Source organism: Mycobacterium sp. IDUB_19, assembly GCF_055419445.1.
The window spans coordinates 1-22,503 of sequence record NZ_JBVAXR010000042.1 but is presented as its reverse complement, the minus strand read 5'-3'; the positions used below and the strand labels follow the sequence as shown (position 1 = coordinate 22,503).

General features: G+C 64.7%; 17 protein-coding genes and 3 pseudogenes. 9 read left to right on the top strand and 11 right to left on the bottom strand.

What is annotated here, in order from left to right; translation table 11 throughout:
• Window positions 1–55: 55 nt before the first annotated feature.
• Both ACZY0B_RS23495 and ACZY0B_RS23490 read left to right on the top strand, forming a co-directional pair.
• Entirely contained in the window at window positions 56–1,378 is a 1,323-nt protein-coding gene (locus ACZY0B_RS23495) for an MFS transporter (protein ID WP_463766635.1), read from the top strand.
• A 157-nt stretch (window positions 1,379–1,535) separates the two neighbouring features.
• Window positions 1,536–2,774 (top strand): annotated as a pseudogene (locus tag ACZY0B_RS23490) (MFS transporter); the annotation flags it as partial.
• A 30-nt stretch (window positions 2,775–2,804) separates the two neighbouring features.
• Here the strand turns inward: ACZY0B_RS23490 and ACZY0B_RS23485 are convergent.
• Together ACZY0B_RS23485 and ACZY0B_RS23480 are read right to left on the bottom strand one after the other, a co-directional pair.
• Complete coding sequence (locus ACZY0B_RS23485; RefSeq protein WP_463766634.1) at window positions 2,805–5,702, bottom strand: MMPL/RND family transporter; 2,898 nt, start codon at window positions 5,700–5,702, stop codon at window positions 2,805–2,807.
• Window positions 5,699–6,136, bottom strand: a complete 438-nt coding sequence (locus tag ACZY0B_RS23480; RefSeq protein WP_463766633.1) for an MmpS family transport accessory protein — start codon at window positions 6,134–6,136, stop codon at window positions 5,699–5,701. Before ACZY0B_RS23480 ends, ACZY0B_RS23485 begins: the two co-directional genes overlap by 4 nt.
• Before the next feature lie 273 nt (window positions 6,137–6,409).
• On the opposite strand from ACZY0B_RS23480, the pseudogene ACZY0B_RS23475 reads away from it, so the two are divergent.
• Window positions 6,410–7,615, top strand: a pseudogene (locus ACZY0B_RS23475) (MFS transporter); the annotation flags it as partial.
• A gap of 32 nt (window positions 7,616–7,647) precedes the next feature.
• Here the strand turns inward: ACZY0B_RS23475 and ACZY0B_RS23470 are convergent.
• The 3 genes from ACZY0B_RS23470 to dacB1 all read right to left on the bottom strand — a co-directional run bounded on the left by ACZY0B_RS23470 (window position 7,648) and on the right by dacB1 (window position 12,248).
• Window positions 7,648–10,551: an MMPL/RND family transporter gene (locus ACZY0B_RS23470; protein WP_463766632.1), complete on the bottom strand. Its 2,904-nt coding sequence runs from the start codon at window positions 10,549–10,551 to the stop codon at window positions 7,648–7,650.
• 81 nt (window positions 10,552–10,632) lie between these two features.
• The gene (locus tag ACZY0B_RS23465; RefSeq protein ID WP_463766631.1) at window positions 10,633–10,971 is read right to left on the bottom strand and encodes a hypothetical protein; all 339 of its coding nucleotides are present in this window, start codon (window positions 10,969–10,971) and stop codon (window positions 10,633–10,635) included.
• Window positions 10,972–11,003: 32 nt separating this feature from the next.
• Window positions 11,004–12,248, bottom strand: coding sequence for a D-alanyl-D-alanine carboxypeptidase DacB1 (gene dacB1 / locus ACZY0B_RS23460; protein ID WP_463766630.1), 1,245 nt, complete (start codon window positions 12,246–12,248; stop codon window positions 11,004–11,006).
• 250 nt (window positions 12,249–12,498) lie between these two features.
• Here dacB1 and ACZY0B_RS23455 point away from each other — a divergent pair, with 250 nt between their 5' ends.
• Window positions 12,499–12,714: a hypothetical protein gene (locus ACZY0B_RS23455; protein WP_463766629.1), complete on the top strand. Its 216-nt coding sequence runs from the start codon at window positions 12,499–12,501 to the stop codon at window positions 12,712–12,714.
• On the opposite strand, the gene ACZY0B_RS23450 is transcribed toward ACZY0B_RS23455, so the two are convergent.
• Window positions 12,689–14,020: an aspartate aminotransferase family protein gene (locus ACZY0B_RS23450; protein WP_463766628.1), complete on the bottom strand. Its 1,332-nt coding sequence runs from the start codon at window positions 14,018–14,020 to the stop codon at window positions 12,689–12,691. The two genes, ACZY0B_RS23455 and ACZY0B_RS23450, sit on opposite strands and share 26 nt — an antisense overlap.
• 68 nt (window positions 14,021–14,088) lie before the next feature.
• Here ACZY0B_RS23450 and ACZY0B_RS23445 point away from each other — a divergent pair, with 68 nt between their 5' ends.
• Window positions 14,089–15,000, top strand: a complete 912-nt coding sequence (locus ACZY0B_RS23445; protein ID WP_463766627.1) for a sigma-70 family RNA polymerase sigma factor — start codon at window positions 14,089–14,091, stop codon at window positions 14,998–15,000.
• Here ACZY0B_RS23445 and ACZY0B_RS23440 read toward each other — a convergent pair.
• Window positions 14,972–15,580, bottom strand: a pseudogene (locus ACZY0B_RS23440) (carboxymuconolactone decarboxylase family protein); the annotation flags it as partial. The gene ACZY0B_RS23445 and the pseudogene ACZY0B_RS23440 sit on opposite strands and share 29 nt — an antisense overlap.
• 74 nt (window positions 15,581–15,654) lie before the next feature.
• Here ACZY0B_RS23440 and ACZY0B_RS23435 point away from each other — a divergent pair.
• Complete coding sequence (locus ACZY0B_RS23435; protein ID WP_463766626.1) at window positions 15,655–16,101, top strand: condensation domain-containing protein; 447 nt, start codon at window positions 15,655–15,657, stop codon at window positions 16,099–16,101.
• Here the strand turns inward: ACZY0B_RS23435 and ACZY0B_RS23430 are convergent.
• The 4 genes from ACZY0B_RS23430 to sdhC are packed head-to-tail and all read right to left on the bottom strand — an operon-like array spanning window position 16,073 to window position 19,455.
• Window positions 16,073–16,879, bottom strand: coding sequence for a succinate dehydrogenase iron-sulfur subunit (locus ACZY0B_RS23430; RefSeq protein ID WP_463766625.1), 807 nt, complete (start codon window positions 16,877–16,879; stop codon window positions 16,073–16,075). The genes ACZY0B_RS23435 and ACZY0B_RS23430 overlap by 29 nt on opposite strands.
• Window positions 16,879–18,633, bottom strand: a complete 1,755-nt coding sequence (sdhA, locus tag ACZY0B_RS23425) for a succinate dehydrogenase flavoprotein subunit (RefSeq protein ID WP_463766624.1) — start codon at window positions 18,631–18,633, stop codon at window positions 16,879–16,881. Before sdhA ends, ACZY0B_RS23430 begins: the two co-directional genes overlap by 1 nt.
• A gap of 4 nt (window positions 18,634–18,637) precedes the next feature.
• Window positions 18,638–19,120, bottom strand: coding sequence for a succinate dehydrogenase hydrophobic membrane anchor subunit (locus ACZY0B_RS23420; RefSeq protein ID WP_463766623.1), 483 nt, complete (start codon window positions 19,118–19,120; stop codon window positions 18,638–18,640).
• Window positions 19,117–19,455, bottom strand: coding sequence for a succinate dehydrogenase, cytochrome b556 subunit (sdhC, locus tag ACZY0B_RS23415; protein WP_463766622.1), 339 nt, complete (start codon window positions 19,453–19,455; stop codon window positions 19,117–19,119). The genes ACZY0B_RS23420 and sdhC overlap by 4 nt, the downstream gene beginning before the upstream one ends.
• Window positions 19,456–19,719: 264 nt before the next feature.
• On the opposite strand from sdhC, the gene ACZY0B_RS23410 reads away from it, so the two are divergent.
• The 3 genes from ACZY0B_RS23410 to ACZY0B_RS23400 all read left to right on the top strand — a co-directional run.
• Window positions 19,720–20,121 (top strand): cytidine deaminase, encoded by a 402-nt coding sequence (locus ACZY0B_RS23410; RefSeq protein ID WP_463766621.1) that lies wholly within the window; start codon window positions 19,720–19,722, stop codon window positions 20,119–20,121.
• Complete coding sequence (locus ACZY0B_RS23405; protein WP_463766620.1) at window positions 20,118–21,419, top strand: thymidine phosphorylase; 1,302 nt, start codon at window positions 20,118–20,120, stop codon at window positions 21,417–21,419. The genes ACZY0B_RS23410 and ACZY0B_RS23405 overlap by 4 nt, the downstream gene beginning before the upstream one ends.
• On the top strand, window positions 21,416–22,503 hold a 1,088-nt coding region (locus ACZY0B_RS23400), incomplete at its 3' end, for an adenosine deaminase (protein ID WP_463766619.1). The genes ACZY0B_RS23405 and ACZY0B_RS23400, both read left to right, overlap by 4 nt.

The window sequence follows — 22,503 nt, the reverse complement described above, 5'->3', positions numbered from 1 at the left end:
CGCATCCCGATCGGTGGATGTTATCGACTGGTTACCAACCGTAGATTCCTTTGTTATGCCCGTCACACTCGTGCCCGCCACCTCGGCACAGCCACGCGTGTTCGGGCGACTGCTTTCCCAGGGCACCTTCTACACGGCCGGCATGCAACTCAGCAATGGCGCCGTCGTGCTGCCGCTGATTTGCGCGCACCAGGGTCTCACCTGGGTGGCCGCGTTCCTCTTTCCGGCCTTCAGCCTCGGCGATATCGTCGGAAATTCGCTGTCTCCGGTGGTGCTGAAGCGAGCGGGTGAGAAGCGGCACCTGCTGCTGGCCGCGACAGGGGCGAGCGTGGCCGCGCTGACCTTGTGCGACGCGATAATTCCCTGGAAAGGCGCTCCCACCGCGGTGGTGTTTCTGCTGACCTGCGCGGCAGTCGGAGTTCTCCTCGGGATCTCCGGCGTCGCCTACCCCGACATGATCTCCAGCAAGCTCTCGGCGGCGCGGCGCGGCGAGCTGGTCCTGTTCCAGGGAGCCATCGGGTCGGTGCTGGCCACTGTCGTCGCGCTGTTCGTGGTGCCGGCGCTGGCCCACGGCAACGAGATGACGTATCGCCGCGACCTGCTGTGGCTGGGTGCGGCCGGACTGGCCGTCTCCGCCGTCGCGGCGGTGTTCGTCGGCCCGGTGCGGTCCACCTCGATGACCACCCGGATGTCGACGCGGGAGACCTACCGGCAGGGCTTTACGGTCGCCCGCTCCCAGCCGTGGTTTCGCCGCTACGTCGTCGCGTGCCTGTTGTTCGCGCCGGTCACCTTGGGCACCACCTTCTATGCCCTGCGTACCGCCCACCAGAGCGGCAGTTTGCATGTGCTGGTGATCCTGTCCAGCGTCGGACTGGTTTTCGGGTCGCCGCTGTGGCGCAAGGTCTACCAACTGTTCGGAGTGCGCGGCATGATGCTGGGCAGTTCGCTGCTCAGTGTCACAGCCGCCACGCTGACCCTGGTGGCCGAATCGAGCGGCCAGTGGGCTCACATCTGGGCGTACGGCACGGTTTTCCTACTGGCGACGGTGGCCGGCCAGGCCGTCTTCGCGGCGGCCATCTCGTGGATCAGCGTGGTCGCTGCCGAGTCGGACCGCGGGACACTGATCGCGTTCAGCTCGACGCTGGTGGCCGTCGAAACCACGGCGCTGGCAGGTGCGCTCGGCAGCATCGCACAGAACCACTCCACGATCTGGCCGGACGTCGTGGTACTGGTCCTGGCCGTCGCCGCCGGCCTTGCCTCGCTGGGCGCTCCGCCGTCGGAGACACGGCGGGCAATCCCTCGTCGCGTGCGCGACGTGGCACACCAGGGCCGGTCCTTCTCGAGCATTGTGCCGGCGGTGAGCCTGCAGGCGGCCTAGGGAGGCGTCGTTTCTGGCGATCTGCCCGATGGCCACCATCGTCGTGAACGAGCACACGACCAGGAGGCGGTCCCCCGACCGGGGATCAACAATTTCGCCGATAGCATCCGACCGAACGACGGTTCTGGCAGCTCAGCGCCCGGTACTGTCACCAGCCATGCGCGTATCGTTGGCGCCCGACGTTTCGGCACAAACGAACCCGTTCTGGCGACTGCTTTCCCAGGGCACGATTCACACCGCCGGGATGCAGCTGAGCAACGGTGCCGTGGTGTTGCCGTTCATCGCCGCGCACCACGGCCTCACCTGGGCGGCCGCGCTGCTATTTCCGGCGTACAGCATCGGCTCTATCGCGGGACATTCGATGTCGCCGGCGGCCCTGCAGCGCGCAGGCCAAATGCGGTACCTGCTGCTGGCGGTGTCGGCGGCGATCTCGGCCGGACTGATTGTCTGTGACGCGGTAGTCCCGTGGACCGGCGTTTTCGCCGCGGTGGTGTTTGTGCTGGTGTCCGCAGGCGGCGGAGTCGTTGTCGCGGTCTCTCGCGTCGCCTACCTCGACCTGATTTCCCGCACGCTATCTGAGTTTCGGCGGGGCGAGCTGCTGCTGGTCAAGGGGGCCATCGGGTCGGTGCTGGCCACCGTTGTCGCGCTGCTCGTTGTGCCGGTGCTGGCTCATGGCGACACGATGGCGTATCACCGCGATCTGCTGTGGCTGGGCGCAGCCGGACTGGCCGCCTCCGGCATCGCGGCGCTGTTCCTTGGCCCGGTTCGGTCCATTTCGGTCACCACACAAATGTCATTTCGGGACACCTACCGGCAGGGCTTCGCGGTCGCCCGCACCCAGCCGTGGTTTCGCCGGTACGTGATCACCTCCCTTTTGTTCGCTCCGGTCAGCATTGGCACCACTTTCTATGCGTTGCGCACCGCCCATCAGGGCGGCGGTCTGCATGTGCTGGTGATCGTTTCCAGCATCGGACTGGTTCTGGGTTCGCCGCTGTGGCAGAAGGTCTACCGCCTGTTCGGAGTGCGCGGCATGCTGGTGGGCAGCGGCCTGCTCAGCGCCGTCGCCGCCGCTCTGTGCATCGTGGCCGAGTCGTGCGGCTTGTGGTCCCGCATCTGGGCGTACGGCACGGTGTTCTTGCTGGTGACGGTAGCCACCGCGGCTGTCGTCGCTGCAGGGATATCGTGGATCAGCGTGCTCGCTGCCGAACAGCACCGGGGGACACTGATCGGGTTTAGCTCGACGTTGGTTGCTGTCGTATTAGCGGTGCTGGGAGGCGCCCTAGGCGGAATCGCCCAGAAGCACACCACGATCTGGCCGGTTGTCATTGTGCTGATACTGTCCGTCATCGCCGCCCTCGTGTCTTTGGGCGCGCCTCGAGAACATGGCGCGGGCGCAGGCGCGTAGCACTCGAAACCGTCAGGCCGCCTAGGGCTGTGCCGGCTCCGGCGATTTATCGGCCGGCGTCAGCAACAGGGCGCGCACCAACCGACGGGGTCCCGACGACCTGAGCATCTGACTGGCCGGGCGCGGGCGTACTTGCTGCGGCCACCAGAACCAGCGTCCGAGCAACGCGGCGATCGACGGCGTCATGAACGCGCGCACGATGAGCGTGTCGAAAAGCAAGCCCAGGCCGATGGTCGTACCGATCTGACCGATGATCTCTAGATCGCTGAACACGAAGAGGGACATCGTCACGGCGAACACCAAGCCGGCGGCCGTCACCACTCCTCCCGTGCCGGCCATCGCCCGGATGATTCCGGTATTCAGACCGGCGCCGATTTCCTCTTTGAGTCGGGAGATCAGCAACAGGTTGTAGTCCGATCCAACGGCCAACAGCAGGATCATCGACATCGCCAACACCAGCCAGTACAAATCGATGCCGAGAATGTCCTGCCAGAGCAGCACGGACAGGCCGAAGGAGGAGCCCAAGGAAAGCAGCACCGTCCCGACGATGACGGCAGCGGCAATCACGCTTCGGGTGACGATCATCATGATGATCAAAATCAGACTGATGGCCGCCACTCCGGCGATCAGCAGATCGTAGAAGGCGCCCTCTTGGATGTCCCGGTACGTCGAAGCGGTGCCGCCCATCGAGATCGCGGCGCCCTGCAACGGAGTTCCCTTGATGGCCTCTTTGGCCGCCAGCTGGATCGGCTCGACGCGAGCGATGCCTTCGGGCGTCGACGGATCTCCGTCCAGGGCGATGATGAAGCGGGCCGCCTTGCCATCCGGCGACAAGAACATCTTCAGGCCCCGCTTGAAATCCGGATTGTCAAAAGCCGACTGTGGCAGATAGAACGAATCATCGACCTGAGCGGCGTCAAAGACCCGGCCCATGGCGCCAGGATCTTTGCTATTCATCGCCTGCTCCTTATAGAAAGAGGCAAGGGTGCCGTGCCAGACGACCATCATGTCGCGCATGATGATCATCGTCGAAAGCATCGGCAGCATTTGGGCACGCATCTCCGGCAAGAGTCGGGTCAGGACATCCAGATCCTTGACGAGACCCTCCAACTTCTCGCTCAGCTGATCGACATTGTCGAACGTGTCGAATATCGATCTGATCGCCCAGCAGGCAGGAATATCGAAGCAGTGCTTCTCCCAGTAGAAATAGCTGCCAATCGGTCGAAGGAAATCTGATAAGTCCGCAAGGTGATCCCTTATGGTGTCGGTCGTGTTCGACATGTCATGCGTGAGGTGATCCATGTCGACGGTATTGTCGACGATCTGGCCCATCAGGTCATACATGTGCTGCATTGTTTCGATGGACACATTCATGGCCTGAACCTGCACCAGCATGTCGTCCAATCGATCCTTCATGAATTGCATGTTTTCGGCATTCGAGATGCCTTGCATGCTGATGATGAAGGGAATCGAAGTATGCTTGATGGACGTTCCCAGCGGTCGGGTTATCGATTTCACCTGTGCGATTCCCGGGCTGTGAAAAATATTTTTCGCGATCTTGTCCAAGATCAGCATGTCAACCGCGGTGCGCATATCATGATCGGTCTCGATCAATAGCACATCGGGGTTCAGCAGAGCCGGCGAAAAGTGTCGACCCGCGGCCCTGTCCCCGACCAGGGACGGCATGCTGGCCGGCATGAACCCGCGCAGATCGTAGGTTGTCCGGTAACTCGGCAAGGCCAGCAGGCCAATGAACGCCACCGCGCAGGACGCCGCGAGCACCGGGCCGGGCCAGCGAACGATGGCGGTTCCCACCCGGCGCCACCGCCGAGTGGCCATCCTCCGCTTGGGATCGAAGAATTTGAAGAGGCTGCCAACGGTCAGCACCGCCGGCCCGAGCGTGAGCGCGGCGAGGACCGCAACCAACATGCCTACCGCGCAGGGCGGGCCGAGCGACTTGAAGTACGGCAGTCGGGCAAAGCTGAGGCAATACATGGCGCCGGCAATGGTCAGGCCGGAGCCCAAGATCACATGGGCGGTGCCGTGAAACATGGCAAAGAACGCGGATTCTCGATCCTCACCCGCGTAGCGCGCCTCGTGGTAACGGCCGAGCAGGAATATCGCGTAGTCCGTGCTGGCAGCAATGGCCAGCAGGGTGAGCAGATTGACCGCGAAGGTCGAAAGTCCGAAAACGTCGTGATAGGCCAGGAAACTGACGACTCCGCGAATTGCCCCCAGCTCAATCCCGACCATGACGAGGACAAGGAGCGTGGTGACGACGGACCGGTAGATGAAGAGCAACATCATCGCGATCACCACACCCGTGATCAGGGTGACCCTTGCGATACTTTTGTCGCCGGCCTCCGATTGATCGGCGATCAGCGCCGTCGAGCCGGTCACATAGGCCTTGAGCCCGGGCGGCGCCGGCGTGGTTTCCACGATATGACGCACGGCGTGCACCGAATTGTATGCGGCCGTCTCGCTGTTGCCGGCGAGGTAGACCACGACATACGCGGCTTTATCGTCCGGGCTTTGCGATCCCCCGGCGGTCAGCGGATCACTCCAGAAGTCCTGGATGTGCGCGACGTGCCGGGTATCAGCCGAAAGCCGGCGCAACAGTTCGTTATAGAAACGGTGAGCGTCATCGCCGAGTTGTTTGTTGTTTTCCAGCACTATCGTGGCCGCGTTATCGGAACCGGACTCACCGAACACCTGGCCCACGCGCTTGAGCGCCTGAATCGAAGCGCCGCCCGCGGGGCTCATCGACACCGAGTGCGCTTTGCCGACCACTTCCAGTTGCGGGATGGCGATATTGAGGATCGCGGTGAACCCCAGCCACAACAGGACGATCGGCACCGCAAACCTGCGGATCAGTTGTGGCAAAAACGGCGGACTTGAAGCCTCGGCTGTTTCGCTCATCCGGCGTTCACCTGGCAGAAGGTCAACGCTTTCGGTCCGGTTTCGGATCTTTCGTCCTCGGTCTTGCCGTTCACCATGATTCGGCAGCCGATCACGCTGCCGTCGCTCTGCGCCAAAAGGTTGACGGTGACCGAAGTCAGCGTCGTCGCCACCGTTTGCGACCACGGCAGGTGAATATTCTCCAGCCGTTGCACGCGCGCGTCGGGGTCCAAATAGGCGATCTTTGCGGTCGTGCCGGGGCCGAAGACTTCATAGGTCACGCGTTTCGGGTCGAACAAGGGATCGTCGAGATCGGCCTTGACCCTGACAACGGGATGTCCGTGGACGCCGAACATGCTATGGAGACGAAAGATACCCAACCCCGCGACACCGACGATGGCGATTACGGCCAGCAGCAACCACATTCGCTTGACGACTCGGGTAACCGAACTCATCTTTACCCCCGTGCTTTGTCACCGGGTCGCTATAACAATTTGCTGCTTCGTTGCGTTAGCGAGTTAGACGCTACCGGCGATGCGCTAAAGCATCGAGGCTTTTAGGCAATCGTTATGTGGTTCGGCGATTCATCGAGCCCGCGGCCAGGGCGCCATTGGCCTGGCGGTCGGCGGCGCTGTCCGGCTGTCCCCCAACCGGGGGACATGCAATTCCTCCGGTCGTGTCCGATCGGAGGATAGTTCTGCCTGCTCAGCGCCAATAATGTCTAAGACATGGCCGCATCATTGGCGGAGGTTTCAGCACAGACGAACCCGTTCCCGCGCCTGCCTTCCCAGGGCGCGTTCTATACGGCCGGTATGCAGTTCAGCAATGGCGCCGTGGTGTTGCCGTTCATCTGCGCGCACCTGGGCCTCACCTGGCTGGCCGCGCTGCTGTTTCCGGCGTACGGACTCGGCTCCATCGTGGGAAATTCGGTGTCGCCGGCGGTGCTGCGGCGAGTGGGCCAGATGCGGCACCTGCTGCTGGCGGCGATGGCGGCGAGTGCGGCCGCGCTGATCTTGTGTGACTCGGTGATCCCCTGGAATGGCCTGCTCGCGGCGGCGGTATTTCTGCTGACGAGCGCCGGGGGCGGAGTGATCGTCGCAGTCTCCAATGTCGCCTACCCCGACATGACCTCCGGCAAGCTATCCGCGTTGAAGCTGCTGTTGGTCCAGGGGGCCATCGCGTCGGTGGTGGCCACCGTTGCCGCGCTGTTCGTTGTGCCGGTGCTGGCTCATGGCGACACGATGGCGTTGCACCGCGATCTGCTGTGTCTGGGCGCATTCGGACTGGCTGCCTCCGGCTTCGCGGCACTGTTCGTCGGCCCGGTGCGGTCGACTTCGATCGTCCCGAGGATGTCCGTGCGCGACACCTGCCGGCAGGGCTTCGGGGTCGCCCGCACCCAGCCGTGGTTTCGCCGGTATGTGATCACCTGCCTGTTGTTCGCGCCGCTCACCCTGGGCACCACCTTCTACGCCCTGCGTACGGCCCACCAGAGCGGCACCTTGCATGTGCTGGTGTTCCTGTCGAGCATCGGACTGGTCATCGGTTCCGCGCTGTGGCGCAAGGTCTATCAGCTATTCGGGGTGCGCGGCATGCTGCTGGGCAGTGCCCTGCTCAGCGCCGCCGCCAGCGTGCTGTCCATCGCGGCCGAGTCGTGCGGCCAGTGGTTCCACATGTGGGCCTACGGCACCGTGTTCTTACTGGCGACGGTCGCCGCCCTGGCCGTCTTCGCCGCGGCGATATCGTGGATCAGCGTGGTCGCCGCCGAACCCCACCGCGGAACGCTGATCGGCTTTTGCTCGACGCTGCTTGCCATCGAAACCATGGCGCTGGGAGGCGCCCTCGGCGGCATCGCACAAAACCACTCCACGATCTGGCCGGTCGTCGTCGTCCTGATCCTGGCCGTCGCCGCCGCCGTCGCGGCACTGGGCGCACCCGCGTCGGAGCAGCGCTGTGCAGCGGCGCCCGCCTAGGGCTGTGCCGACTCCGGCGGCTTTTCGGCGGGCGTCAGCAACAGGGCACGCACCAACCGGCGTGGTCCCGACGACCTGAGCATCCGGCTGGCCGGGCGCGGGCGTACTTGTTGCGGCCACCAGAACCAGCGTCCGAGCAATGCGGCAATCGACGGGGTCATGAACGAACGCACGATCAGCGTGTCGAAAAGTAAGCCCAGGCCGATGGTCGTGCCAATCTGACCGATGATCCGCAAATCGCTGAAGACGAACAGCGACATGGTGACGGCGAAGACCATGCCGGCGGCCGTCACCACTCCGCCGGTGCCGGCCATCGCGCGGATGATTCCGGTATTCAGACCGGCGCCGATTTCCTCTTTGAGCCGGGAGATCAGCAACAGGTTGTAGTCCGATCCGACGGCCAACAGCAGGATCACCGACATCGCCAACACCAGCCAGTACAAGTCGATGCCGAGAAGGTCTTGCCAGAGGAGCACCGACAGGCCGAAGGAGGAGCCCAGGGAAAGCAGCACCGTCCCGACGATGGCGGCGGCGGCAATCACGCTTCGGGTGACGATCATCATGATGATCAGAATGAGACTGATCGCGGCCACTACGGCGATCAGAAAATCGTATAAGGCGCCCTCTTGGAGGTCTCTGAACGTGGCGGCGACGCCGCCCATCGAGATCACCGCCCCCTGCAGGGGAGTTCCCTTGATGGCCTCTTTGGCCGCCTGCTGGATCGGCTCGACCCGGGCGATGCCCTCGGGCGTTGCGGGATCTCCCTCCAGCCCAATGATGAAGCGGGCTGCCCTGCCATCCGGCGACAAGAACATGCTCAGGACCCGCTTGAAACCCGGATTGTCAAAGGCCGACTGCGGCAGATAGAACGAATCGTCAACCTGAGCGGCGTCAAAGACCCGGCCCATCGCGCCCGGGTCTTTGCTATTCATCTCCTGTTCCTTGTAGAAGGACGCAAGTGTGCCGTGCCAGACGACGAGCGTGTCGCGCATGATCGTCATCGTCGAAATCATCGGCAGCATCTGCGCCCGCATCTCCGGCAGGAGTCGGATGAGGACATCCAAATCTTTGGCGAGATACCCAAGCTTCTCGCTCAGCTGGTCCACGTTGTCGAACGTGTCGAATATCGATCTGATCGCCCAGCAGATGGGGATATCGAAGCAATGCTTTTCCCAGTAGAAGTAACTGCCAATCGGGCGGAGGAAATCCGATAGGTCGGCAAGATGATCCCTTATGGTGTCGGTGATATTCGACATGTCGTGTGTGAGGTGATCCATGTCGACGGTATTGTCGACGATCTGGCCCATCAGGTCATACATGCGATGCATCGCTTCGATCGATACGTCCATCGCGTGTTCCTGGACCACCATGTCGTCCACTCGGCCCTTCATGAATTCCGCGTTTTCGGCATTCATCGCGGCCTGCATACTGATGATGAATGGAATCGACGTATGGTCGATAGTTCTGCCCAAGGGTCGGGTTATCGATTTGACCTGCGCGATGCCGGGGCTGTGAAAGATAGCTTTTGCGACCTTGTCCAACACCAGCGTGTCCACCGGATCGCGCATGTCGTGATCGGATTCGATCAACAGCACCTCGGGGTTCAGCCCGGCCTGTGGAAAGTGCCGGCGGACGGCCGCATCTCCGACATTGGACGGCATGCTGGGGGACATGAATTTGCGCAGATCGTAAGTCGTCTTGTAATTCGGCAGGGCCAGCAGGCCGATGGATGCCACTGCGCACGTTGCGGCGAGCACCGGGCCGGGCCAGCGGACGATTGCGGTTCCCACCCGGCGCCACCGCCGAGTGTTCGGCCGTCGCTTGGGGTCCAAGAGCTTGAAGAAGCTGGCGACGGTCAGCACCGCGGGCCCGAGCGTGAGCGCGGCGAGGACCGCAACCAACATGCCGATGGCACACGGAGCGCCGAGCGTCTTGAAGTACGGAAGTCGGGCAAGGCTCAGGCAATACATGGCGCCGGCGATGGTCAGGCCGGAGCCCAGGATCACATGGGCGGTCCCGTGAAACATCGTGTAGAAGGCAGTTTCCCGATCTTCGCCGGTATGGCGCGCCTCGTGGTAACGGCCGAGCATGAATATCGCGTAGTCCGTGCTGGCGGCAATGGCTAGCAGGGTAAGCAAGTTTGTCGCGAAGGTCGAAAGACCAAAAACGTTGTGGTAGGCGAGAAAGGCGACGAACCCGCGGATCGCCCCCAGCTCGATTCCAACCATGACCAGGACGAGAACCATGGTGACGACGGATCGGTAGATGAAGAGCAACATCACCGCGATCACCAGGCTGGTGATCAGGGTGACCTTGACGACACTCTTGTCGCCGGCCTCGGTTTGGTCTGCGATAAGCGCGTACGGACCGGTGATGTATGCCTTGACCCCGCGCGGCGCCGGTGTGCTATTCACGATATTCCGGACGGCGTGAACCGAGTTGTATGCCTGTGTTTCGTTGTTGCCGACGAGGTACACCACGACGTAGGCGGCTTTATCGTCCGGGCTTTGCGATCCCCCCGCTGTCAGCGGATCACTCCAGAAGTCCTGAATGTGCGCGACGTGCTGGGTGTCCGCCGAAAGCTTGCGCATCATCTCGTTGTAGAACCGGTGCGCATCGTTATCGAGTGGCTTGTCGGCTTCCAGCACAATCGTCACCGAGCTATTGGACTCAAACTCATGGAATACCTGACCCACGTGCTTGATCGCCTGAACCGCAGCCGCGTCTTTCGGGCTCAACGAGACCGAGTGTGCTTTGCCGACCACTTCCAACTGGGGGATGGCGAGATTGACGACGGCGGTCAGCCCCACCCACAGCAGGACGATCAGCACCGCAAAGCGGGTGATCATCCGCGGCAGAAATGGCGGACTAGAAGTCGGTAGATTCGCTGTTTTGCTCATTTACCCTCGTGCTTTGCCACCGGGGTAGCGAATTAGACGCTCGACGCTACCGGCGATGCGCTAAAGCATCGAGGCTTTCAGCTAATCGTTATGAGTGATCGGCACCCGATCGCGCAGCAACTCGACGACACGGCCGGGGTCGTCGGGGCTGATGCACGGCCGTACGTGGCGGCCGAGCTCGAGCACCAGCAGGGTTTGCTTGCCGGCCCGGCGGACGTCCAGCGGGAACCAGTAGCGCGGGTCGCCCGCACCCCAGACCCTGCCCTTGCCGGAATTCCAGGTCATCTCTTCGGTCTTGATGCCCTGGATCTCGCTGTACGCGATTCGCTTTGGGCTGGCCAACGGAAAGTAGTAGCGGCGGATCGTGATCCCGTCCTCGTCGAGCCGGAGGCCGGAATCCTCGTACAGGGGTTCAGTCATCCGCACGACGGTGCCACAGCAAACTTTCGCGGTCAACGGTGCTGATGTTGCGGCCGGCGGTTCATCGACCGCGCGACCATGATCAACGTGAACACGACGATGGCGCCGATGATGCCCACACCCACCCGCACCGGCAACGCGTCGGCCGACGGCAACAACCCCGCCGCCTGGGAGCCGGCGCCGGGCCGGTCGGCGGCGCTGTCCTGCTTGGGCGCCAACGAGGGGTCGGGCGCGATCAGCGCGCCGACCTGGGTGCCCTGCGCGGTGGCGAAGCCGTAGTCCAGCAGGTGCGCCGCCTGCTCCCAGGGTGCGATCGGCTGCCGGGTGCCGTGCATCAGTACCGCCATCAGCCGTCGGCCGTTGCGGTTTGCCGCGCCCACGAAGGTCTGGCCGGCATCGTCGGTGTAGCCGGTCTTACCGCCCAGCGCGCCCGGGTACTTGTAGAGCAGCTGGTTGTCGTTTTCCAGCTCGTAGCCCGGGTGGTCGCCGTGGCCGGGGAAGTCGAACGTCCGCGTCGCGACGATGTCGGCGAAACTCGGGTTCTGCCAGGCGTATCGGTAGAACAGGCCGATGTCGTAGGCCGAGGTGCTCATGCCGGGCCCGTCCAGCCCCGACGGCGTCGCCACCCGGGTGTCCTGCCCGCCGAGCTTGGCGGCCAGCACGTTGATCTTCTCCAGCGCCTGCTGCATCCCGCCCAGCTGCATGGCCAGCGCGTGCGCCGCGTCGTTACCGGAGTGCATCAGCAACCCGTGCAGCAGCTGGTTGACGGTGTAGACGCCGCCGTCGTCGACGCCCACCTTGGTGCCCTCGGCGGCCGCGTCGTCGGCCGTTCCGACCACCGATTTGTTGAGCGGCAGTGCGTTCAGCGACGCCATCGCGACCAACACCTTGATGATGCTGGCCGGGCGCTGGCGGCCGTGCGGATCCTTCGCCGCGATCACCGCGCCGCTATCCAGGTCCGCGACCACCCAAGCCTCGGCGGAGACGTCGGTCGGCAGCGCCGGTGTATCGGGCGCGGCGACGATGCCGCAGCTGGACAGCGCCTCGCCGCCCACCGGTTTGGGGGGCACCGCCAGCGGGATCGGCGGGTCACCGGCTTGCGGCACCTCCGAGGAGTCGACCGCGGGCGGAGTGTTCACCTTGAACGGGCAGTTCGGCGCCCCGGCATTGGCTCCTGGGGTCGGCTCCGCGAGCGCGGCCGGCATACCCGGCGCGGCCGGAGCGGCCATCATAAAAACGGCCGCTGCCAGGCATGATGCAGAACGTAAGAAGCTCATTGATTGTGCAGACTAGGCGATTGGCCGCCGAATTCGCGGGAGCCGCGCTGTGACTGCTGAGGCGGATGTGACAAGTTCACCTGCGGGACGGCGGCCGGGTCGACGCACTACTCTGGCAGGAGTCAACAGCCGTCAACGTCGAAAAGGGTGTGCCATTCCAAACGGGCGATTGTGGTCGAAATGGCGGCGCCGCGATGGCACAAATGGGTCTGGCACCTCGCCGCGATCGCTGGAGCAGCTGCTCAAGCAGGTGGAGAAGTCGACCCAGGTGCGGCGTACCGGACTCGATCAGGTGTTGGCCGAGCTGGAGATGCATCGCGACACCACGCCCGACCCCGATGCGCGGTCCGCGCTCGCCTGGCTGTGCAACTCGCTATCGCGGTTCGTGAGCAACCCGAGCGCGGCGCACGCCCGCCAGCTGATGATGGCCACCGGCACCGCTAGAGCCGCGTGTACGCCTCGCTGAGCACGCCGCGCAGGATCGATTCGATCGTGTCGAATTCGGCCTGACCGCTGATCAGCGGCGGGGCCAGTTGGACGACGGAATCGCCGCGGTCATCGGTGCGGCAATACAACCCGGCTTCGAAGAGGGCCGAGGACACGTGGCCCAGTAGGGACTGGCGTTCGGTGTCGGTGAAGGTCTGCCTGGTCGCCTTGTCCTTGACCAGCTCGACGCCGTAGAAGAACCCCTCGCCGCGGATGTCGCCGACGATGGGCAGGTCGTACAGCTTTTCCAGGGTGGCGCGGAAGGCGGGCGCGTGGGTCTTGACGTGGTCGTTGAGGCCTTCGCGCTCGAAGATGTCGAGATTGGCCAGCGCGACGGCGGCCGAAACCGGATGGCCGCCAAAGGTATACCCGTGCGGGAACATCGTGGCGCCGTCGTTGAACGGCTCGAACAGCTTCTCGGTGGCGATCATCGCGCCGAGCGGCGAGTAGCCCGACGTCATGCCCTTGGCGCAGGTGATCATGTCGGGCACGTAGCCGACGTCGTCACAGGCGAACATCGAGCCGATCCGGCCGAACGCGCAGATCACTTCGTCGGAGACCAGCAGCACGTCGTAGGAGTCGCAGATCTCCCGGACTCGCTCGAAATAGCCTGGGGGAGCGGGGATGCTGCCGCCGGCGTTCTGCACCGGCTCCAGGAACACCGCGGCCACGGTCTCGGGCCCCTCGAACTCGATCGCCTCGGCGATCCGGTCGGCGGCCCACAGCCCAAAGGCTTTTGCATCGGTCTGAAACGGTTCGGGCGCCCGGTAGAAGTTCGTGTTGGGCACCCGGAAGCCGCCCGGCGTCACCGGCTCGAACGGCGCCTTGAAGCGGGGCAGCCCGGTGATCGCGAGCGCGCCCTGGGTGGTGCCGTGGTAGGCGATCGCGCGCGAAATCACTTTGTGTTTCCCGGGTTTACCGGTGAGCTTGAAATACTGCTTGGCCACTTTCCACGCGGTCTCGACGGCCTCGGTGCCGCCGGTGGTGAAAAAGACCCGGTTCAGCTCGCCTGGGGCGTAATGTGCCAGACGCTCGGCGAGCTCGATCGCGGTCGGGGTGGCATATCCCCACAGCGGGAAGTACGCCAGCGTGCTCGCTTGCCGGGCCGCCACCTCGGCAAGCTCGGTGCGGCCGTGGCCGACCTGCACGGTGAACAGCCCGGACAGCCCGTCGAGGTAGCTCTTGCCGCGGTCGTCGAAGATGGTCACGCCCTCGCCGCGAGTGATGACCGGCGCCGTGTTGTTCGGCCCGTGCCGGGTGAAGTGCAGCCAAAGGTGGTCAGTCATCGTGCCCGTGAGCGTAACGCCACTGCGACTTTCGGCGTCGAAATTGTCCGTGGCGTTACGCTCGGGACATGACCGCAACGCAGGTCACCGATTTCGAAGCACTGCGTCCGCATCTGATGGCGGTTGCCTACCGGGTGACGGGCACCGTGGCCGACGCGGAAGACATCGTCCAGGAAGCCTGGCTGCGCTTGGACAAACAGGACCCCAAAAAGGGAACAGAGATCGCCGACTTGCGGGCCTGGCTGACCACCGTGGTGAGCCGGCTCGGGCTGGACCGGCTGCGGTCGGCCGCGCACCGTCGCGAGACCTACACCGGCAACTGGCTACCCGAGCCGGTGGTGACCGGCTTTGACGGTGCCGATCCGCTGTCCGCGGTGGTGGCCCGCGAGGACGCCCGGTTCGCGGCGATGGTGGTGCTGGAGCGGTTGTCGCCCGATCAGCGGATCGCGTTCGTGTTGCACGACGGGTTCTCGATGCCGTTCTCCGAGGTGGCCGAGGTGCTGGGAACCAACGAGCCCGCCGCCCGGCAGCTGGCGTCGCGGGCCCGCAAGGCGGTCGCGGGCCAGGCGCCGCCAAAGCCCGATCCGTCGCACAACGAGGTGGTCGGTAAGTTGATGGCCGCGATGGCCGCCGGCGACCTGGAAGCCGTGGTGGCGCTGCTGCATCCGGACGTGACGTTGACCGGCGATTCGAATGGCAAGGCGCCCACGGCAATCAACGTCATCCACGGGGCCGACAAGGTGGCCCGGTTCTTCTTCGGCCTGGCCAACCGTTACGGCCCGGCGATGTTCACCTCGTATCAGCTGGGGCTGGTCAACGGCGAATTGGGCGGCTACACCGCGGGCGTCCCCGCCAGCGATGGGTATCGGGAGATGATGCCGCGGATCATGGCCATGACGGTGCGCGACGGAAAAGTCTGCGCCCTATGGGACGTCGCCAATCCCGACAAGTTCACTGGCTCCCCGCTGTACTCTCGCTAGCCCACGGAATACGGCAACTGTCACCGGAATTGAAGCCCTGCTCGGTGATGCCCAGCGCGGAGTTCATCCGGGCCCGCATGTTCTCGACCCCGATCTGATAAGTCAGCTCGATCACCCCGGCATCGCCGAACCGGGCCCGTAGGTCGGCGACCTGTTCGTCGGTGACGGTGTGCGGATCGATGGTCATCGCATCGGCATAAGCGATGGCGGCGCGCTCGTTGTCGGTGAAAGCCGTTGAGGTGGCGTAGCTGTCGATCTCCTTGAGCCGCTCCATGTCCAGCCCGTCGAGGCGCTGCAGCATCGCCCCGAAGTCGACGCACCACGAACAGCCGATCGCGCGTGCGGTCCAGAACACCGCAAGCTCCCGCACGCTGACCGGCAGCGTCCGCGACGCCCGGTCGATCATCGTCTCGTGTACGGCGCTGGCGACCATCAGCCGGCGATGATGCGCGGCCACCGCGAACGGTTCGGGAACCTGGCCGTAGCGGCGCTTGGCGACCCGGTATATGGCGCGGGTCAGCAGGCCGGCGCGCTTGGGTGGGAGGGGCTCGATACGGGTTTTCTGCGTCATACCCTTCAAGACGACACAGCTGCGCCAAGTGTGACCAAGGATCCTCCAAGAATCCGTTGAGGCAGGTCGGTGAGGCTGTGGCGATGACCTACTGCTATTTCGACGAACCTCCCCGGCTGGAGGACATCGAGCCCGCCACCCATACCGAGGTGCTGGTCGCCGAACCGCGGCTGGACCAGGCGCGCATCCGCGCCGCGGTCGACGCGGTCTTCGCCGCTCACCCCGACCTCGGCACCGTGTTCGAGTCGAAATTGAAGATCTGGATGACCCGCCCGGGCGGCGGATGGGCGTGGGGAGTCGAACCCCCCGGCGGCACGGTCACCGACGTCGTCGCGCGGCATCTGGCCAGCTTCGATATGCACACCGGCCGGTTGTTCGCGGTCTCGCTGCTGCCGGGAGAACCCGACCGCCTGGTGCTCACCGCCAGCCAGCTCTGCATCGACGAACAGTCGTGGCAGGCCGTGGTCGACGACCTGGTCGCCCAGTGCAACACCGCTGGTCTCAGCGTGAGAACAGCAGTGCGCGCTTGACCTCCTGGATCGCCTTGGTGACCTGAATGCCGCGCGGGCAGGACTCGGTGCAGTTGAACGTGGTGCGGCAGCGCCACACGCCGTCGACCTCGTTGAGGATGTCGAGGCGCTCACCGGCCGCCTCGTCGCGGCTGTCGAAGATGAACCGGTGTGCGTTGACGATCGCGGCGGGACCGAAGTAGCTGCCCTCGCTCCAGAACACCGGGCAGCTGGTGGTGCAGCACGCGCACAGGATGCACTTGGTGGTGTCGTCGTAACGGGCTCTGTCGGTGGGGCTTTGGATCCGCTCCCGGGTCGGCGGGTTGCCGGTGGTGACCAGGTAGGGCTTCACCGCGCGGTAGGCGTCGAAGAACGGCTCCATGTCGACCACCAGGTCCTTCTGCACCGGCAGCCCGCGGATCGGTTCGACGGTGATGGTCAGCGCCTTCCCTGGCTTTTCCGCGGGCAGCAGGTCGCGCATCAGCACTTTGCAGGCCAGCCGGTTCACGCCGTTGATCCGCATCGCGTCCGACCCGCACACGCCGTGCGCGCAGGATCGCCGGAAGGTGAGCGTGCCGTCCAGGTAGCCCTTGATGTAGATCAGCAGGTTGAGTAGCCGGTCGCTGGGCAGGCAGGGGACCCGAAAGCTTTGCCAGCCACCGGTTTTCGTGAACGCGTCGGGCTCGTCCGGGTTGAACCGCGCGATCTTTAGGGTCACCATCACCGCGCCGTCCGGAACCGCCGGCAGGGGCGGCTCGCCGGGCAGTGCCTGCGGTGCCTCCGCTTCTTCGACAGACATCAGTACTTCCGCTCCTTGGGTTCATAGCGCGTCTGCACGACGGGTTTGAAGTCGAGCGCGATGTCGCTCAACAGCTCGCTGCCCTGCTTGTAAGCCATCGTGTGGCGCATGTAGTTGACGTCGTCGCGGTTCGGGTAATCCTCGCGGGCGTGGCCGCCGCGGGACTCCTTGCGGTTCAAGGCGCCGACCACGGTGACTTCGGCCAGCTCCAGCAAGAAGCCCAGCTCGATGGCTTCCAGCAAGTCGCTGTTGAACCGTTTCCCCTTGTCGTGCACCGTGATTCGGGAGTAGCGCTCCTTGAGCGCGTGGATGTCGGTGAGCGCCTGCTTCAGCGTCTCCTCGGTGCGGAACACCGCGGCGTTGTTGTCCATCGTCTGCTGCAGGGCGCCGCGGATGTCGGCGACACGTTCGCTGCCCTGCTCGGACAGGATGTCGGCCACCCAGCCGAGAACCATCGCCTCCGGATTCGGTGGCATGTCGACGAAGTCGTGGCCCCGGGCGTAACTGGCCGCGGCGGTGCCGGCGCGGCGGCCGAAGACGTTGATGTCCAGCAGCGAGTTGGTGCCCAGCCGGTTGGCACCGTGTACCGACACGCACGCGCACTCGCCGGCCGCGTACAGGCCCGGGACGGTAGATGTGTTGTCCCGCAATACCTGTCCGGTGACCGTGGTGGGGATGCCACCCATCACGTAGTGACACGTCGGGTAGACCGGCACCAGCTCTTTGACCGGGTCCACACCCAGATAGGTGCGGGCGAACTCGGTGATGTCGGGCAGCTTGGACTCCAGCACGTCCTCGCCCAGGTGGCGGACGTCGATGTAGACGTAGTCCTTGAGCGGGCCGGCGCCGCGGCCCTCCAGAACCTCCAGCACCATCGAGCGGGCCACGATGTCGCGGGGCGCCAGGTCGACGATCGTCGGGGCGTAGCGCTCCATGAAGCGCTCACCCTCGCCGTTGAGCAACCGGCCGCCCTCGCCGCGCACCGCCTCGGAGATCAAGATGCCCAGCCCGGCCAGACCCGTCGGGTGGAACTGGTGAAACTCCATGTCCTCCAACGGAAGTCCCTTGCGGAAGACGATGCCGATGCCGTCGCCGGTCAGCGTGTGCGCGTTGGAGGTGGTCTTGTACATGCGGCCCGAACCGCCGGTCGCGAGCACCACGGCCTTGGCGTGGAAGACGTGGATACGTCCGGTGGCCAGCTCGTAGGCGACTACGCCGGTGGCCACCGGCCCGCTCGGCGTCTGGGTGAGCACCAGATCGAGCGCGTAGAACTCGTTGAAGAACTGCACGTCGTGCTTGACGCAGTTTTGGTAGAGCGTCTGCAGGATCATGTGGCCGGTGCGGTCCGCTGCGTAGCAGGCCCGGCGCACCGGGGCCTTGCCGTGGTCGCGGGTGTGACCGCCGAACCGGCGCTGGTCGATACGACCCTCGGGGGTGCGGTTGAACGGCATCCCCATTTTCTCCAGGTCGAGCACCGCGTCGATGGCTTCCTTGCACATGATCTCCACGGCGTCCTGGTCCGCGAGATAGTCACCGCCCTTGACGGTGTCGAAGGTGTGCCATTCCCAGTTGTCGTCTTCGACGTTGGCCAGCGCGGCACACATGCCGCCCTGGGCGGCGCCGGTGTGGCTGCGGGTGGGGTAGAGCTTGGTCAGCACCGCGGTTCGCACGTGGGGGCCGGCCTCGACGGCTGCCCGCATTCCGGCACCGCCCGCGCCGACGATCACCACGTCGTATCGGTGTTGCTGGATCAACGGGTCAGCCTCCGATATTGGCGTCGAATGTCATCAACACGTAGGTACCCAGCACCAGCGTGAACCCCATCGACAACAACAGCAGGCTGTTCAGCCAAAACCGGGTGCTGTCTTTGCGGCTGTAGTCGTCGATGATGGTGCGCAGGCCGTTACCGCCGTGCAATTGCGCCAGCCACAGTAGGGCCAGATCCCAGAATTGCCAGAACGGCGAGGCCCAGCGCTGCGCCACATAGTTGAAGTCGATGCGGTACACGCCGTTTTCCCACATCAGCATGACGAACAAGTGCCCGATCGCCAGGAACACCAGAGCGACGCCGGAAAACCGCATGAACAGCCACGCGAATTTCTCGAAGTTGGGGATGCCGGCACGACGGCGTGGAGAGCGCGGATTGTCCAGGCTGGGCGGCCGATCGTGGCTGCGCTGCAGAACCGGTGCTGCCTCGCTTCTGGACTTTTGGGAGCCGAGCTGAAGGTCGGGGCTGCTCATCGGAAGTGCCCCATCATGTGAATGCCGATGGCCACCGCCGCCGGCACCATGACCAACAGGTAGATCGCCGCGATGACCCACAACATCGTCTTCTGGTGGCGGGGACCCTCGGCCCAGAAGTCGATCAAGATGATGCGGATCCCGTTGAGTGCGTGGTACAGCACCGCGGCGACCAGGCCGAACTCCATCAGGCCGACGATCGGGGTCTTGTAGGTCGCGATCACTTCGTTGTAGGCCTGCGGGCTCACCCGGACCAGGGCGGTGTCCAGGACGTGCACGAACAGGAAGAAGAAGATCGTCGCGCCGGTGATGCGATGCAGCACCCACGACCACATACCCGGATCTCCCCGATACAGGGTCCGGGGTGGTCGCCGCTTGCGTGACGACTCCGGTGGCGGTGTCGGTGATCCCGAATCTGCGGTTGTCGCCTGTGTGCTCAAACCGGTCCTCATGTTGTCCGCGAAACTTATGCCGGGCAATCGAGCTTAGCCCCGCAACGATGGGTCCGGAACCAACCAACACCATTCGCGAAAGGTGTTTTCGTGCCAGAGTTAGAGTTGGCCTTCTCGAGTAAGCCCATTGGTGATTGGGGTTGCGGTATGCCTGAAATTGATTGGAATTTGCTGCGGGACAAAGCAATACAGGCCGCGGCGGGAGCTTATGCCCCGTATTCGCAATTCCCGGTGGGTGCTGCCTCGTTGGTTGACGACGGTCGCGTCGTGACCGGCTGCAATGTGGAGAATGTCTCATATGGCCTGGGTCTGTGTGCCGAATGCGGTGTGGTGTCTGCCCTGCACACGACCGGCGGCGGCCGGTTGATCGCCCTGGTGTGCGTTGACTCACAGGGTGACTTGTTGATGCCGTGTGGACGGTGTCGCCAAGTGCTGCTGGAGCACGGTGGACGAGACCTGCTGATTGCCCATCCGGCCGGCCCGCGCCGCCTCGAAGATCTGTTGCCCGATCCGTTCGACGCCGACGATCTGGCCCGGGAACGTCGTTGACCGACTTCGCATTCGACGCTCCGACGGTTATCAGGACCAAGCGCGACGGCGGTCGGCTGTCCGATGCCGCGATCGACTGGGTGGTCGACGCCTATACCGATGGCCGTGTCGCCGATGAGCAGATGGCGGCGTTGTTGATGGCGATCTTCTGGCGCGGCATGGACCACCGCGAGATCGCCAGGTGGACGGCGGCGATGGTGGCATCGGGCGATCGGCTGGATTTCAGCGATCTGCGGGCGGGCGGTAAATCGTTGGCCACCGTGGACAAGCATTCGACCGGCGGGGTCGGAGACAAGACCACGCTGGTGCTGGTGCCCGTCGTCGCCGCCTGTGGCGCTGCGATTCCCAAGGTCTCCGGCCGCGGGTTGGGCCACACCGGCGGCACCCTGGACAAGCTGGAATCGATCGCCGGCTTCTCCGCGGAAATCACCATTGCGCAAGTGCGCCAACAGCTTTGCGATATCGGCGCGGCGATATTCGCCGCCGGTGAGCTGGCGCCCGCCGACAAGAAGCTCTACGCGCTGCGCGACATCACCGCCACGGTCGAGTCGTTGCCGTTGCTGGCCACCTCGGTGATGAGCAAGAAGCTCGCCGAGGGCGTCGGCGCGCTGGTGCTTGACGTGAAGGCAGGCGCGGGCGCGTTTCTGCCGTCGGAGGCGCAGTGCCGCGAACTGGCCCACACGATGGTCGCATTGGGCGCGGCGCACGGCGTGCCCACGCATGCGCTGTTGACGGACATGGACTGCCCGCTGGGAGCGACCGTCGGCAACGCGATCGAGGTTGCCGAGGCGCTCGACGTGCTGGCCGGCGGCGGGCCGCCCGACGTCGTGGAACTGACGGTTCGGCTGGCCGCCGAGATGCTCGAGCTTGCCGGGATCGACGGCCGTGATCCCGGCCAGACGCTGCGTGACGGCACCGCGATGGACCGATTCCGCCGGCTGGTCGCCGCTCAGGGTGGCAACTTGTCGGTACCGTTGCCAATCGGTGCACATTCGGAGACCGTGATCGCCGCGCGGAGCGGCACAATGGGGAACATCGACGCTATGGCAGTGGGGCTGACAGCTTGGCGACTCGGTGCGGGTAGATCCCGTCCGGGTGGGCAGGTGCAGTCTGGCGCCGGCGTCCGGATTCATCGGCGCCCGGGTGAGCCGGTTGTCGCCGGTGAGCCGTTGTTCACCCTCTACACCGACACCCCCGAACGCTTCGGCGCCGCGATGGCCGAACTGGACGGCGCCTTCAGCGTCGGCGACACGGCACCGCCGTCGCGGCCGCTGATCATCGATCGGATCGTCTCGTGAGCGCCCCGCTGGATTTGCGGCAGATCCAGCAGGCGCCCAAGGCCCTGCTGCACGATCACCTCGACGGGGGATTGCGTCCGTCGACCGTGCTGGATATTGCCGGCCAGATCGGTTACGACGAGCTGCCCGCCACCGACGCCGAAGAGCTGGCGACGTGGTTTCGCACCCGGTCGCACAGCGGCTCGCTGGAGCGGTACCTGGAGCCGTTCTCGCACACCGTGGCGGTGATGCAGACGCCCGAGGCGCTATACCGCGTCGGCTACGAGTGCGTCGAGGATCTGGCCGCCGACTCCGTGGTCTACGCCGAGGTCCGGTTCGCCCCGGAACTGCACATCAACTGCGGCTTGTCCTTCGACGAGATCGTCGACGCCGTGCTGGAGGGCTTCGCCGCCGGCGAGAAGGCCGCCGCGGCGGCCGGACGCCCAATCGTGGTGCGTCTACTGGTTACCGCGATGCGCCACGCCGCGCTGTCCCGCGAGATCGCCGAGTTGGCAATTCGCTTCCGGGACAGGGGCGTTGTGGGCTTCGACATCGCCGGTGCCGAGGCCGGCAACCCGCCGACCCGGCACCTGGACGCATTCGAATACATGCGAGACCACAACGCCCGCTTCACTATTCACGCCGGTGAGGCATTCGGCCTGCCGTCCATCCACGACGCGATCGCGTTCTGCGGCGCCGACCGGCTTGGTCATGGTGTGCGGATCGTCGACGATATCGAGGTCGTCGAGGGCGGCGGCGTCGAGCTGGGCAGGCTGGCATCGATCCTGCGCGACAAGCGAATTCCGCTGGAGCTATGCCCGAGCTCGAACGTGCAGACCGGCGCGGTCAAGAGCATCGCCGACCACCCGTTCGACCTGCTGGCCCGCGCGCGGTTCCGGGTCACCGTCAACACCGACAACCGGTTGATGAGCGACACCACGATGAGCCTCGAGATGCACCGGCTGGTCGAGGCTTTCGGCTACGGGTGGAGCGACCTCGAGCGGTTCACCATCAATGCGATGAAGTCGGCGTTCATTCCGTTCGACGAGCGGCTGGCGCTCATCGACGAGGTGATCAAGCCGCGGTATGCGGTGCTGATCGGTTA

Coding starts and splice junctions, on each gene's coding strand:
- ACZY0B_RS23495 (WP_463766635.1), top strand. CDS start 56: ATGCCCGTCACACTCGTGCCCGCCACCTCGGCACAGCCACGCGTGTTC.
- ACZY0B_RS23420 (WP_463766623.1), bottom strand. CDS start 19,120: ATGAGCAGCCCCGACCTTCAGCTCGGCTCCCAAAAGTCCAGAAGCGAG.
- ACZY0B_RS23470 (WP_463766632.1), bottom strand. CDS start 10,551: ATGAGCAAAACAGCGAATCTACCGACTTCTAGTCCGCCATTTCTGCCG.
- ACZY0B_RS23435 (WP_463766626.1), top strand. CDS start 15,655: ATGACCTACTGCTATTTCGACGAACCTCCCCGGCTGGAGGACATCGAG.
- ACZY0B_RS23480 (WP_463766633.1), bottom strand. CDS start 6,136: ATGAGTTCGGTTACCCGAGTCGTCAAGCGAATGTGGTTGCTGCTGGCC.
- ACZY0B_RS23465 (WP_463766631.1), bottom strand. CDS start 10,971: ATGACTGAACCCCTGTACGAGGATTCCGGCCTCCGGCTCGACGAGGAC.
- sdhC (WP_463766622.1), bottom strand. CDS start 19,455: ATGTGGTCGTGGGTGCTGCATCGCATCACCGGCGCGACGATCTTCTTC.
- ACZY0B_RS23430 (WP_463766625.1), bottom strand. CDS start 16,879: ATGTCTGTCGAAGAAGCGGAGGCACCGCAGGCACTGCCCGGCGAGCCG.
- dacB1 (WP_463766630.1), bottom strand. CDS start 12,248: ATGAGCTTCTTACGTTCTGCATCATGCCTGGCAGCGGCCGTTTTTATG.
- ACZY0B_RS23410 (WP_463766621.1), top strand. CDS start 19,720: ATGCCTGAAATTGATTGGAATTTGCTGCGGGACAAAGCAATACAGGCC.
- ACZY0B_RS23485 (WP_463766634.1), bottom strand. CDS start 5,702: ATGAGCGAAACAGCCGAGGCTTCAAGTCCGCCGTTTTTGCCACAACTG.
- ACZY0B_RS23445 (WP_463766627.1), top strand. CDS start 14,089: ATGACCGCAACGCAGGTCACCGATTTCGAAGCACTGCGTCCGCATCTG.
- ACZY0B_RS23450 (WP_463766628.1), bottom strand. CDS start 14,020: ATGACTGACCACCTTTGGCTGCACTTCACCCGGCACGGGCCGAACAAC.